Origin of the sequence: Hymenobacter rubidus, from assembly GCF_016734815.1 — a bacterium.
GTDB lineage: Bacteria > Bacteroidota > Bacteroidia > Cytophagales > Hymenobacteraceae > Hymenobacter > Hymenobacter rubidus.
On sequence record NZ_JAERQF010000052.1, the window covers coordinates 1 to 12,791 of the forward strand.

Annotated in this window: 11 protein-coding genes and 1 tRNA gene; 4 read left to right on the plus strand and 8 right to left on the minus strand. The window is 57.1% G+C overall.

Annotated features, from left to right (window positions below; all coding sequences use genetic code 11):
- Window positions 1–300, plus strand: a 300-nt coding sequence (locus JKL48_RS23325; protein WP_236668974.1) for a hypothetical protein, incomplete at its 5' end; no start/stop codon positions are given.
- A 930-nt stretch (window positions 301–1,230) separates the two neighbouring features.
- Here JKL48_RS23325 and JKL48_RS21755 read toward each other — a convergent pair.
- From JKL48_RS21755 to JKL48_RS21775, 5 genes are all read right to left on the minus strand, one after another.
- Window positions 1,231–2,499 (minus strand): adenylosuccinate synthase, encoded by a 1,269-nt coding sequence (locus JKL48_RS21755; RefSeq protein ID WP_201987314.1) that lies wholly within the window; start codon window positions 2,497–2,499, stop codon window positions 1,231–1,233.
- Between the two features lie 247 nt (window positions 2,500–2,746).
- Window positions 2,747–3,097 (minus strand): STAS domain-containing protein, encoded by a 351-nt coding sequence (locus JKL48_RS21760; RefSeq protein ID WP_201987316.1) that lies wholly within the window; start codon window positions 3,095–3,097, stop codon window positions 2,747–2,749.
- Window positions 3,094–3,693 (minus strand): Fur family transcriptional regulator, encoded by a 600-nt coding sequence (locus tag JKL48_RS21765; RefSeq protein ID WP_201987318.1) that lies wholly within the window; start codon window positions 3,691–3,693, stop codon window positions 3,094–3,096. Before JKL48_RS21765 ends, JKL48_RS21760 begins: the two co-directional genes overlap by 4 nt.
- 74 nt (window positions 3,694–3,767) lie before the next feature.
- Window positions 3,768–4,097 (minus strand): CHY zinc finger protein, encoded by a 330-nt coding sequence (locus JKL48_RS21770; RefSeq protein WP_201987320.1) that lies wholly within the window; start codon window positions 4,095–4,097, stop codon window positions 3,768–3,770.
- Window positions 4,098–4,103: 6 nt separating this feature from the next.
- Window positions 4,104–6,302 carry a RelA/SpoT family protein gene (locus tag JKL48_RS21775; protein ID WP_201987323.1) on the minus strand — a complete coding sequence of 733 codons (2,199 nt, stop codon included), beginning with the start codon at window positions 6,300–6,302 and terminating at the stop codon, window positions 4,104–4,106.
- A gap of 305 nt (window positions 6,303–6,607) precedes the next feature.
- Between JKL48_RS21775 and JKL48_RS21780 the strand changes: the two genes are divergently transcribed.
- The 3 genes from JKL48_RS21780 to JKL48_RS21790 all read left to right on the plus strand — a co-directional run bounded on the left by JKL48_RS21780 (window position 6,608) and on the right by JKL48_RS21790 (window position 8,959).
- A tRNA-Leu gene (locus JKL48_RS21780) sits at window positions 6,608–6,689 on the plus strand.
- An 89-nt stretch (window positions 6,690–6,778) separates the two neighbouring features.
- The gene (gene tig, locus JKL48_RS21785; protein ID WP_201987325.1) at window positions 6,779–8,101 is read left to right on the plus strand and encodes a trigger factor; all 1,323 of its coding nucleotides are present in this window, start codon (window positions 6,779–6,781) and stop codon (window positions 8,099–8,101) included.
- Window positions 8,102–8,242: 141 nt separating this feature from the next.
- Window positions 8,243–8,959 (plus strand): ClpP family protease, encoded by a 717-nt coding sequence (locus JKL48_RS21790; protein ID WP_168674339.1) that lies wholly within the window; start codon window positions 8,243–8,245, stop codon window positions 8,957–8,959.
- 105 nt (window positions 8,960–9,064) lie between these two features.
- Here the strand turns inward: JKL48_RS21790 and JKL48_RS21795 are convergent, their stop codons facing one another.
- The 3 genes from JKL48_RS21795 to JKL48_RS21805 form a co-directional block, all read right to left on the minus strand.
- Window positions 9,065–10,741: a T9SS type A sorting domain-containing protein gene (locus JKL48_RS21795; RefSeq protein WP_201987327.1), complete on the minus strand. Its 1,677-nt coding sequence runs from the start codon at window positions 10,739–10,741 to the stop codon at window positions 9,065–9,067.
- 495 nt (window positions 10,742–11,236) lie between these two features.
- Window positions 11,237–11,938 carry a porin family protein gene (locus tag JKL48_RS21800; RefSeq protein WP_201987329.1) on the minus strand — a complete coding sequence of 234 codons (702 nt, stop codon included), beginning with the start codon at window positions 11,936–11,938 and terminating at the stop codon, window positions 11,237–11,239.
- A gap of 42 nt (window positions 11,939–11,980) precedes the next feature.
- A complete protein-coding gene (locus JKL48_RS21805; protein WP_201987330.1) occupies window positions 11,981–12,616 on the minus strand; it encodes a GNAT family N-acetyltransferase in 636 nt (211 codons plus the stop codon).
- Between the last annotated feature and the right edge of the window lie 175 nt (window positions 12,617–12,791).

Here is a 12,791-nt window from a genome sequence, read left to right on the forward strand (position 1 = left end):
TTCATCCTGAGCCAAGATCAAACTCTCCATTGTAAAATTCTTCTACACCCATCCGAAGATGGGCTGATGTCGAGTGCTGACCTTGCTCACATATTGACATTATGGTCAAATTCGTTTCGCTTGGTTTGTTTCACTGTGTTTCTTCCGAAGAAGAAACAGCAAGTAGAACACTTACTATTTTGTCTATTTCCGTCATTCAAAGAACGTGTAATGCTTCCATTTGAAGCATCAGTGTGGGTTGGTGATTTAACCCAAGGTTGGCGTTATCAACCTTTGTTCGTTTTGGGAGTGCAAAGGTAGAAACTAATTTTGATTTGACAACTTGTTTTCGAAAATCTTTTTGGTTTTCGATTTGTTTTTCAAATCAATTGCTTTCGTTTAAAGCAAGTCTTTTGTTTGTAAGTCAGCGTTTTAAAATTGACTTTCGATTACCTCTGTTCGTTTTGGGAGTGCAAAGGTAGTTGAATTTTTTGACTTTCAAATTTTTCGGCGAAAAATTTTTTAGAATCTTTTCGCTTCGATTTTAAAGTCTGGTCGCTTCCGGTTGAAGCGGGTTGCAAAGGTACGGCGGCTTTTTTCGCCGGTGCAAGCTATTTGAGAAATAAATCTCGACACTTACGGCTGGCCGCGGTGGGTAAGACAAGCTTCTTTCCGCGGGAGTTCCCGACCTTTCAATTTGATGCCGGAGCGGCTGCTTTTGGCGTTTCCGTTGGTCCGTTTGACGTTTCGGGACTGCAAAGGTAGGGGGAGTTTTTGGGGCGGCAAGGGGGTTTTTACGAAATAGCTGGATTAGGGTTGTAAGTGACTGATTGATGCGGTTAAAAATTTCGTGGAGGTTTGTGGTTTGATGCGATGGTTAGGTCGGTTGAGGTCGATTTTGAGCTTTTGTATATGGGTGGCGTGGCTATAAGAATGTCCGCTGGTGGGTACTAGAGTTAGGTTAAATAGATGCTGTTGCTTCTCCTGTAGCTCTTGAAACAAGGAAATGGACCCCTACCCTACTATTTACTTAGTGGCTTTTTGAGGTGGGATTATTTCCTTTTGGATTCGATTGAAGCGTATTCTTTCATGCAAAAGCCCCGCAGCCCTTTCCAGAATTAGACTGGAAAGGGCTGCGGGGCTGGGTAATGCGGATAGAATCGTTAGGTGAGTAGGATTAGTTACGCGGTAGAGATGCTTCGGCTGCGCTCAGCATGACGTTCTGTTTATCCCTTTGACTTGCATAGCCTTCTAGCGATATAGGGTGCTTACTCTGTCGGGGCCGACGCTGACGATGCGGATGGGGACTTGCAGTTCCTTTTCGAGGAAATCGAGGTAGGCAACTAGATTAGTAGGCAAATCAGCAGCTTCTGTAATAGTGGTGAGGTCGGAGTACCAGCCGGGGAGTGTGATGTACTCGGGGGTGATGGTGGTGAGTTCGCCGGGGTCGGGGAGCTGGGGGGTGCTGGCGCCGGTGGCGGTGCGGTAGTGGGTGCAGGCTTGGATTTCGGTGAAGCCGTCGAGGACGTCGGCTTTCATGAGGTGAAGCTCGGTGACGCCGTTTAGCATGATGGCGTAGCGGAGGGCGGGCAGGTCTATCCAACCGGTGCGGCGGGGGCGGCCGGTGGTGGAGCCGAACTCGCGGCCGGCTTGGCGGATTTGCTCGCCGACTTCGTCGTGAAGCTCGGTGGGAAATGGGCCGCTGCCGACGCGGGTGCTGTAGGCTTTGATGATGCCGTAGACTTTGTCGATGTGGCGCGGGGCGATGCCGAGGCCGGTGCAGGCCCCGGCGGCGATGGTGCTGGACGAGGTGACGTAGGGGTAGGAACCGAAGTCAATGTCTAGCAGCGAGCCTTGGGCGCCCTCGGCGAGGATGCGCTTGCCTTGGGTGAGGAGGTCGTTAAGGAGGTATTCGGTGTCGATGAGCTGCAGGGTGCGCAGGAATTCTACGGCGGAGAAGAAGTCGGCTTCGAGTGATTCGATTTCTAGCTCCTTATTATGATGGGCGGCGATGGCAGCGTGCTGGGCAACGGCTTCCTTATAACGTTGCTCGAAATCGGGAAGCAGGATGTGGCCGACGCGGAGGCCGACGCGGCCGATTTTATCGGAATAGGTGGGGCCGATGCCTTTGAGGGTGCTGCCGATTTTGGTGTTGCCGCGGGCTTCTTCGCTGATGCGGTCGAGGGCGCGGTGCGAGGGGAGAATGAGTTGGGCTTTTTTGGAGATGTAGAGGTTTTTGGACCAGTCAATTCCTCGGTCGGTGAGTTTTTGGAGTTCCTGTCGGAAGACGATGGGGTCGAGGACGACGCCATTGCCGACGATGTTGAGGATGTGCGGGTGGAAAATGCCGCTGGGTACCTGGTGCAGGACGTGCTTGACGCCGTCGAAGAAAAGGGTGTGGCCGGCGTTGGGGCCACCTTGGAAGCGGGCTACGGCATCGTAGGTCGGCGCTAGAACGTCTACGATTTTGCCTTTGCCTTCATCGCCCCACTGGAGGCCTACTAATACGTCTACTGGCATGGTGGTTGGGGGTTGCCCTCCGTGGGTTACCTCACCGCCCGGCCCCCTCTCCCACGGAGAGGGGGAGCCTAGAGATTGAGATGATTTAGGAGGGGCTACTTAAATAAAGGTGGTTGGTGTTGGGGATTGAAATTGCTGCTGATGATTTGCCCGGTGCTTTTTTGCCTATTGTTATTCTTGCTTGATAAGGTCCTTCGCTACGCTCCGGATGACAGGGGCTTACCGATTAAGCAAAAAAACAGCCGCCCTATTGGGCGGCTGGGATGAGTTGCTGGCGGGCAGTGGCTTCGTCGGCGGATACGGTGAAGATGTTGTTTAGCTTCGTGATAGCCAGCATTTTCTTGGGGTGGTCGGCGGGGTTAATGAGGACCAACTCGCCGCCGCGGCTGCGGAATTTGGTGAGGAGCGACACGAGGACGCCGATGCCGGTGCTGTTGATGTAGCGGATTTCGGAGAGGTCGACGGCGCATTGGTTGAGGTCTTCGCCGAGGTGGTTGTTGACGGACTGGAGGAGTTGGTCGGTGTCGGGGCTGCCGATGAGGTCGCCGGAAAGCCGGACGAAGAGGATGCCGTTTTGGACGGTGCTGGTGGTGGTCATGCGGGGTTGGAACGGGCGGCGGCCTGGGCGCGACAGTCGCCGCAGATGCCGTAAAGATTCAAAGAATGGTGCAAGATATGGAAGTTCAGCAGGTCGCCGACCATGGTTTGGATGCCGTGGATGCGCGGGTCGCAGAATTCCACCACTTTATGGCATTCGGTGCATATGACGTGGTCGTGCTGGCGGTAGCCGTAGCTCTTCTCGTACTGGGCGAGGTTGCGGCCGAACTGGTGCTTGCTGACGAGGCCTTGCTCGACGAGCAAATCGAGGGTATTGTAGACGGTGGCGCGGCTCACTTGCAAGCCGCGCTCCTTCATGCCGGCGTAAAGCTCTTCGACGTCGAAGTGGCCGGAGCGGGCGTAGATTTCTTCGAGAATGGCGTACCGCTCGCCGGTTTTGCGCAGTCCCTTGTTTTCGAGGTGGGCGGTGAAGAGTTTTTTGACCTCTTCGAGCTTGTCGGTATTGAGCGTGGCCTGGGAAGCAGCGCTGGGCGTGTGCTTGGCGGCGTAACCGGTTTCGGAAGAGCCGCCTACCCCCTGCTCGGCTTCCTCAGCGAGGTCGGCGGGACTGCGGGTAGCTGCTTGGGACTTGTTCACGAGATGCAATGAAGGGGATAGTGGACTGGCTGGGAAGCCAAAGCTAAACAAGCAGCAACGGTTGCTTTTGGTTATTAATGCTCGAAATAGAGATGGTAATGGTTGGCGCAGCCGGGATTGAAGGCGGCTTGGCAAACCGGGCAGGTATTGCCGCACGCTAAGTACTCGGCAATACTAAGCGTGCCTTTGCAGTTGCCGCAGTAGATGGCCTCGGCCTCGAATTCTGACCTGGGCCAGACAACGGGGGCGTGGTTGGCGGTTTCGTGATGGCATTCGATGCAGGCGTAAAAAGCATTGCAGCACTTGAACCTGATGGCAATAATATCGCGCGCGGAATGATAATGGGTGCATTGGGTGCGCTCATTTACGTCGGTGCCGTGCACGGTGACGGGGGCAGCAGGCATCACAACTTATGAATCGAAACGGTCAACCTGCAACACGCCGCTCACCTTGCTTAAGCGCTGAATGAGCTTGTTTAAATGGTCGGTGTCATTCACAAACACCATAATCTGGCCGTCGAAGAAGCCGTCGTCGGCCGTGATGGTAATAGAGCGCATGTTCACCTTGAGGCTGGAGCTGATGATGCGCGTAACATCGTTGACGAGGCCCACGCGGTCGGAGCCTTTGAGGCGGATACCGGCGAGGAAAGCCAGTTCAAGCTGGTCGGTCCATTTGGCGCGCACGATGCGGTTGCCGTAGTTCGACATCAAATCGACGGCGCGGTGGCAGTTGGTGCGGTGGATGATGAGGCCGGTATCGGTTTCGAAGCCGAACACGTCGTCGCCGGGAATGGGGTTGCAGCAGCGGGCGATGCTGTAGTTGAACTTGTCGGTGTGCTCGCCCACGACGAGCATATCCGGCTTCACGCCGCGGATTTTCTGCACTTCATTGTCGAACGTTTTGGGTTCGAGCACAGAGGGCAAAGGTTTGGGTGAATTGAAAATAGACTCCCGAATGGTGCGCCCATCGACCTGGCCCACGGCCAAGCGGTAGTAGAATTCCTGGGCGCTGGGCACATTAAAATAAGCCAGCAGGCGGTTGAAATTCTCTTGGGTATTGGGCACGCCGATGAGTTCCATCCGCTTTTCCAGGATGTAGCGGCCATCTTCGGCTTTGGCGCGCTTGTCGTCGCGCAGGAAATCCTTGATGCGCGACTTGGCCTTGCTGGTGATGACGTAGTTGAGCCATTCCTGCGTGGGGCGCTGCTTGTGCGAGGTCAGAATCTCAACCTGGTCGCCGTTGTGGAGCTGGTAGCTCAGGGGCTCCAGTTTCTGGTTCACCTTGGCCCCCAGGCAATGAATGCCGATTTGGGAGTGAATTTCGAAAGCAAAATCCAGTGCCGTCGCCTTATCAGGAAGAATAACCAGCTTGCCTTTCGGCGTAAAGGCGTAGACTTCCTTCACAAACAGGTTCTGGCGGAACTCGTCCATGAATTCCAAGGCGCTGGAATTGTTGGATTCCAGCATGTCGCGCACCTTGTTCACCCAGCCTTCGAGCGAGCTTTCGGGCTGAATGCTGCCCGTATCCTTGTACTTCCAGTGCGCGGCGTAGCCCTTCTCGGCGATGTCGTCCATGCGGCGCGAGCGGATTTGCACCTCCACCCACTGGCCGGCGCGCGACATTACCGTGGTGTGCAGACTCTCGTAGCCGTTGGCTTTCGGCGTCGAAACCCAGTCGCGCAGGCGGTCCGGGTTCGGCTGGTAGAAGTCCGTCACGATGGAATAGACCTGCCAGCAGGCGGCCTTTTCCTGCTCCGGTGGCACGTCCAGAATTACCCGAATGGCAAACAAGTCATACACCTCATCGAAGGTGATGTTCTGCTTCTTAATCTTTTTGAGGATGGAATAGATGCTCTTCGGCCGGCCTTTGATTTCGTACTCGAACCCTTGCGCCTTCAATTCCTCATCAATCGGCAGCACAAATTCCTTAATAAAGCGGTTGCGCGCCGCCTGGCTCTGGCGCACCTTCGCCTTGATTTCGTTATACGTCTCGGTGTCAGTGAATTTGAGGTACAAATCTTCCAGCTCGCTCTTTATCGTATAGAGCCCCAGCCGGTGGGCCAGCGGCGCATATAGATACAGCGTTTCCGACGCAATTTTCAACTGCTTGTGGCGCGGCATCGAATCCAGCGTCCGCATGTTGTGCAGGCGGTCGGCAATTTTGATGAGAATCACGCGCACGTCCTCGCTCAGCGTGAGCAGCATTTTGCGAAAGTTCTCGGCCTGCTCGCTCGTGCCGTACTCGAAAACACCCGAAATCTTGGTCAGCCCATCAATAATGCGGGCCACTTTCGTCCCAAATTCTCGCTCAATATCCGAAATCTCGGTGGGCGTGTCCTCCACCACGTCGTGCAGCAGCGCCGCCACAATGCTCGTCGTGCCCAGCCCAATTTCCTCTACCGCAATCTGCGCCACGGCCAGCGGGTGCAGAATATACGGTTCGCCCGACTTGCGCCGCATCTCTTTGTGCGCCTCCAAGCTCTGATTAAACGCCTTTTTAATGAGCTTGGGGTCGCCGTCCTTCAGGTACGGCTTGGCCGTGCGCAGCAGGCGGCGGTAGTGACGCAGGATTTCCTGACGCTCGGCTTCGGGGGAGATAACGGGAGGCATAATAGGTAAAGTAACAACGAAGAGCGGGAAAAGGTGGCCGGGAACGGTGCACAAGCACAATAACAGAATGTCCTCATAGCCCGTCATGCTGAGCGCAGCCGAAGCGTCTCTACCGTGTAAGCAATCATTTGCTGCTGCACGCGAGATGCTTCGACTATGCTCAGCATGACGTTCCATCATATCCTATTCAACACAAAAGGCTTTTTCACCCCAACCAAAATCCTGTTATAAATCCCTTTTGCGCGCTACAAATTTCCCGAGTACCTTTGCGGGCCCATAGCAAACGGCTACACGGGAAAGACCACGCGGATATGGCGAAATTGGTAGACGTGCCAGGTTTAGGTTCTGGTGCCGCAAGGCGTGTGGGTTCGAGTCCCTCTATCCGCACTTTTATTTGATACAGGCCTTCAGTCGTATAGGCTGGAGGCTTTTTTTTCAACCTTTCAACCTGGTCGGCAGCAGCCGGCTTCTCTGTTTTGAACATTACCCTCGACAAAAACGACGAGCAGCTGACCGGGCTGCTGACCGTGCACCTGACCGAAGCCGACTACGCTCCCACCGTAGACAAGCAAATCAAAGAGTACAGCAAGCGCGCCCAGGTCAAGGGCTTCCGCCCCGGCATGGTGCCCGTGGGCATGGTGCGCAAGATGTACGGCAAAGGCATCCTGGGCGAGGAAATCAACAAAATGCTGGGCAAGGCGGTGGACTCCTATATTAAGGAGCACAACATCAAGCTGCTGGGCGAGCCCCTGCCCGTGCCGAGCAACGTGGATTTCGACACCGATAAGGATTTCGATTTCTCGTTCGAGCTGGGCCTGCTGCCCGATTTCGAGCTGCCCGCCGAGCTGACGGCTGAGCTGCACAAAGTGTCGCTCGACGACGAGACGCTGGCCCAAACCAATGAGCAGATTGCCCGTCAGTACGGCGAGACGACCAATCCCGAGGAGTCGGAAGCCGGCGACTATCTGTTTGGCAAGCTGAAAAAGGCTGGCGAAGAAGGCGAAGGCCGCACCATCCTGCTGCCCATCAGCAAGGTGACCGGCGACCAGGCGCAATTCATCGGCAAAAAAGGTGGCGACGTGATTACGTTCGACCTGCAAGCGGCTTTCAGCAATGACGCGGCTTCGATTTCGAACTTCACCGGCCTGAGCAAGAAAGAGGCGGAAGAAGCTACCGGCGACTACGAGTTCAGCGTGGAAAAGGTGAACCGCACGGCGGCACCCGAGTACAACCAGGAGCTGTTCGACAAAGTATTCGGCCCCGAGGCGGTTTCGTCGCAGGAAGAGTTTGATGCCAAGGTGCGCGAGACCATCCAGTCGAACTACGACCGGGAGGCGGAAGGCTCGCTCAACAACCGCATTGTGGAGCAGCTAGTGACGAACACCGACATCAAAGTGCCCACGGAGTTCTTCAAGAAGTGGCTGGTGCGCGCCAACGAGGGCAAACTGACGCCCGAGATGGTGGAAGAGCACTACGACGACTACCTGAAGGAGCTGAAGTGGAGCATGATTCGCAACAAGGTGGTGGAAGAAGCCGGCCTGAAAGTGAGCAACGACGAGATTGTGAACCGCACGCTCGACAAAATCATGGGCCAGTTCAACATGCCGAACATGCCCGACGAGATGCGCGAATCGATGCGCAACTATGCGAACGAGTACCTCAAGCAAGACAACGGCAAGAACTACGTGAACGAGTACGAGGCCATTCTGGCAGAGAAAGTGCTGGAAAACCTGCGCGGCAAAGTTGTTGTTACGGACAAGCCCGTAACGGCCGAAGAATTCCGGACCCTGCACAGCTAAGCGCTGCGTAGCCCGATTTTTGGAAAAGCCCTTACGGAGACGTAGGGGCTTTTTTGTTGGGTTTCCGACAACATTCACTTACTTCGCCCGTCTTACTAACCTCACCCGTGCGAGCGCAGGCCCGCACCACATTTTTCTCCAATGAACCCATTACTGAATAGACAAGAATTCCGCAAGTTTGCCGTGAAAGGCCAGGGACTGAGCGGCCTGGGCGTTGACCAGTACCTGAACCACATGGAAGGCCAGGTGCGCAACGGCATGATGCTGCCCACCAACATGACCCGCTCGGTGATTGAAGAGCGCCCGCAGAACTTCCGCGAAATCGACGTTTTCTCGCGCCTCATCATGGACCGCATCGTGTTCCTGGGCACGGCCGTGGACGATTACATTGCCAACATCCTGACCGCGCAAATGCTGTTTCTGGAGTCGGCCGATGCCAAAAAAGACATTCTGCTCTACATCAACTCGCCCGGTGGCTCGGTATATGCCGGCCTCGGCATTTATGACACGATGCAGTACGTGAACCCCGACGTGGCCACGATTTGCACGGGCTTGGCGGCTTCGATGGGTGCCGTACTGCTGGCGGGCGGTGCGCCAAACAAGCGTTCGGCCCTCCCCCACGCCCGCGTGATGATTCATCAGCCGAGTGGCGGGGCGCAGGGTCAGTCGTCGGACATCGAAATCACGGCCCGCGAAATTCTGAAGCTGAAGAAGGAACTGTATGACATTCTGGCGCAGCACACCGGCAAAACCTACCAGGAAATCCACGACAACTCGGACCGCGACTACTGGATGCGGGCCGATGAAGCCAAAGAATACGGCCTGATTGACGAGGTGCTGGAAAAGAAGAAAGCCTAAGTTCGTATTTAACGAATTCGTTTAACCACAAAAAAGCCCTTGCTGAATCAGCAAGGGCTTTTTTGTGGTTAAAATTTGGTGCAGAAAAAAGGAACAAGCAAGGAATTATTCTACCGTTAGGCGTTGCAGGATTGGAGGTGCAGTGGGAGAAGTCAGGCGAAGGGTATAGATGTCGGGAGTTAGACCAGAGAGGTCGAACGTGTAGGCGGGCGTTGGGGTTGGATGGACCGTGCGTACTACAACGCCCAAGGCATTGACCAAATCGAGACGAACTGGAAAAGTTGGCAGCGGCACGGTAAGCGGGCCGTGCGTGGGGTTGGGGTAGGCAAGCCCGGGCGAGGCCGGAGCGGAGCGGGCGGCCAGTGCAAGGTCGGTGAGGGAAGCCACGAAGCCAGCAGCAGCTCCAAAACCGGCATTGGGGTTGGCGAGAACAGTGGAACCAAAAGTTGCGCTGGCGCCGTACAATTCTCCCACAACGAATACTCCCGTACCGCCCACTGCTACGGTCTGGGCGCCATCGTCGCCGGGGCCGCCCGCCCGCTGAGCCCACGCAAAGCTGCTGAAACTGCCCGCATCCACGAGGCGGGTGACGAACACATCGCCTCCACCGGCATTGGTGAGCACCGTGCTGCCCAGCGTCAGGCTTGGGCTGCTGAAGGTGCCGGCCGCGTACACGCTGGCTCCGCGCACGGCCAGGCCCAGCACGCCGTCGGAGCCGCCGCTGCCGCTGAGGCGCTGGGCCCAGGTATTGCTGAAGCTGGCACCGGCATCGGTGAGCTTGGCCACGAAACCGTTGCGAGCACCTGTGCCGACCAGCGTGGTGCTCCCGAAACCTGCGCTGCTTGTGAAACTACCGCCCAAGTACACACTGGTGCCCGTGGCCACTACGCTGGACGCCATGTCGCTGCTGAAGGCGCCGAATCCCTGCGCCCAGGTCCAGGATGCGCTGTTACCCGCATCGGTGAGCTTGGCGACAAACCCGTCGTAGCCGCCGCCATTGGTCAGCACCGTACTGCCGAATGCGAGGGTAGGGTTGTCAAAAGTACCGGCTACGTACACCCCCGTTCCACTCACGGCCACGCTAAAAGCCAGTTCATCGCCGGCAGTGCCCGCGCGCAGGGCCCAGGACCAAGCGGCGCTGCTGCCGGCATCCACGAGTTTGGCCACGAACACGTCGTTGTAGCCCGCGCTAAACAGCGACGTGCTACCAAACGTGGTTGTGGACAAGAAGAATCCGGTTACATACACGCTGGTACCGTTTACGGCAAGGCCCCAGGCCGATTCCTCATCGGCGCCGCCCGCGCGCTGGGCCCAGGCAAAGGAGGCGCTGCTGCCCGTGTCGGTGAGCTTGGCTACAAATACGTCGCTGAAGCCCGCACTGGTGAGCGAGGTACTTCCGAAGTTGGCAGAGCCCGAGAAATACCCTGTCAGGTACACGCCGGTATTGTTCACAGCCAGCGCATACGCCCGGTCCTGACCAATGCCCCCGGCCTGCACCACCCACACAAACTGGCCCGTAACAGGGCTCCATTTGGCCACGAAAATATCGCGCCGCCCAGCGCTGGTCAGGCTGATATTGCCCCAGGTAGCCGTGCCCTGAAAGCCACCCGCCACGTACACGTTGCCAGCGGCATCGGCAGTCGTTGCCGCTACATTGACGAAATTGGCAGTGGCGGAGAAAGCCGCCGCGTATTGCCACGCCGGGGCCTGGGCCTGGACGGCCGGGCTAATTCCCAGCAACAGGCAAAAAAGCAACACAACCAGGCGTAGTAATCTATTCATCAGCGGGTTTAAAAGGCAGGCTTGGGTAAATAATTATTTTTAAAATCTCGGGCTACAAAAACAAGTGGCCATGCCTGTGTCCTAGAGGTAGGGCGAGCAACGGAAAGCACGGGCTGACATTAGCATGCGGGGCAAAGCCCGATTTGTTCCCAAATAAATTTCTGATATCCCGCAGGTAGCTATCGAAATAAAGCGTTGTTTCACCAGTAGCCCTGTGAGGAAAACTGAACTGCGCCGGGCGGTGGCACGCCAACTGGTGCGTTGGCTTGGCCGGTCAGGCAGCCACTACCGCCAGCCGGAGCCGTACCGGCCGTGCAGCCGGGGTGGCTGGGCGAGCTGGCAGCACCGGGGTGGCGGTGAAAACCCAGCCGGCGCCCGCAGCCGGAGTTAGCGTCGAAGCCAGGAAAACGAGGTCAAGGTGTTGGGATTGAGGAAACATTGGCGGTTGCAGTTAAGGTGAGCTAAAAGAAGAATGGTGGTGTGACGAGCGTAGGCTTAGAATTTGGCCGAAAGGCCAATTTTGAGGTAGGACTGGTCGTAGCCCAGTTCGGCAAAGGCCCCGATGCCGGGCGTGAAGTAGTAGCGGCCGCCCACGAAAAGGCCCGAGGCGGCCCCGGTGGTGCCATAATCAACGGCGTAAGGGCCGGTGTAATTGGACGAATACCCCAGGTGCCGTACCCCTAGCCCCAGACCGGCATAAGCGTCGAACTCATCGGAAACAGGGTAATGAAATGCCCCGCGCACCATCACGATGATATCGGTGTACTTATCCTTAAAAGTCGAATACTCGTAGCTGGCGCTCTGGTAGCCAGCGAAAACACCGACGCCTAGTACGCCCGGCCCCAGCGGAATAATGCCCCGCTCAAACGATACGCTGATGGCCGGCGTGACCGAGGTATTGCCACCATAAAGGGCCGTATACCCATAGCGGCTACCCAATCCCACGCCCAAGTTGATGACGCTGGAACCCACTGCAAAAGGACTATTGGTGGGCGTGGCGGCCGGGGCCGGCGCAGCAGGTGGTGGCGGCGGAGGGGTGGCGGGCCGAGCGGCAACAGCCGGGGCCGGCTTGGGTGCGGGTTTTGCCACCGGCTTGGCTGCTGGTTTGGGAACGGGTTTGCGCGTTTGGGCCTGGGCAATGGGCGAGCCGATAGCCACACAGGTGGCAGCAAGGAGGGTGCAGAAAAGGTGTTTCATAATGTGTTTATAAATAATGAAATGGTTCACAAAACGAGCGTACTATGCCGATGCGTTGCCCTCTCGCATCAGGCCCCAGGTAGTGGGACTGCCGGTGCCCACGTTGGCCGGGCACTGCCCCATCAGCCGGAAGCCGACACGCTGAAAAAACGGCAGCTGCTCGGGCACTTGGGTATCGAGATAGCAGGGAGCCTGCGCGGCTTGCATAGCGGCCATGGTGGCTTGGAGCAGGCGGCGGCCCTGGCCCTGGCCACGGCTGCCGGGGCGCACGGCTATTGCCAACAGGTAGTGATGCCGGGCAGTGGCCAGGGTTTGGCGACGCAGCCAGGCAGTGGCTGCCAGAAAATGCCGCAACCGCTGAAGCCCCGTCACCCGCAGCCGCCACAAAGCGGCCGGTAGCAGCCCCGAGCGCACCAGTCGCCAAAGTGTGGCAGCCGGACGGTTCGGGCCCAGCCACACCGCCAAAGCGGTGCTGCTGGCATTGGCATATACCCGGCCGTAGCACAGGCCGAAACGCAGCAGTTGTTGCAACAGCCACATGCGCTGGGCCGGAGCATCGGGGCCGGCGCAGCAGTAGGCTAGCACGGGGTGCGTGGCGCAGGCATCGGCCAGGAGCGGCGTCGCCCAAACCAAATCGGCTGGCTCGAGCCGGCGAGCAAGTGGCGTTGAGGGCCGCATGGTTAGAAGAAGTTGCGGGTGCACAGGTAACGGCCTTGGTCCTCGCCAAGGGCAGCCGCAACTTCATTACTAAAACAGGAGGCAAACAGCGAAAAGTAGTATTTTTTCACGGTATTGATGGGTTTCACTAGGAGTGACTTGTTGGTGTCAAAGCAAGTTCCTTGCCCGGCCGAGT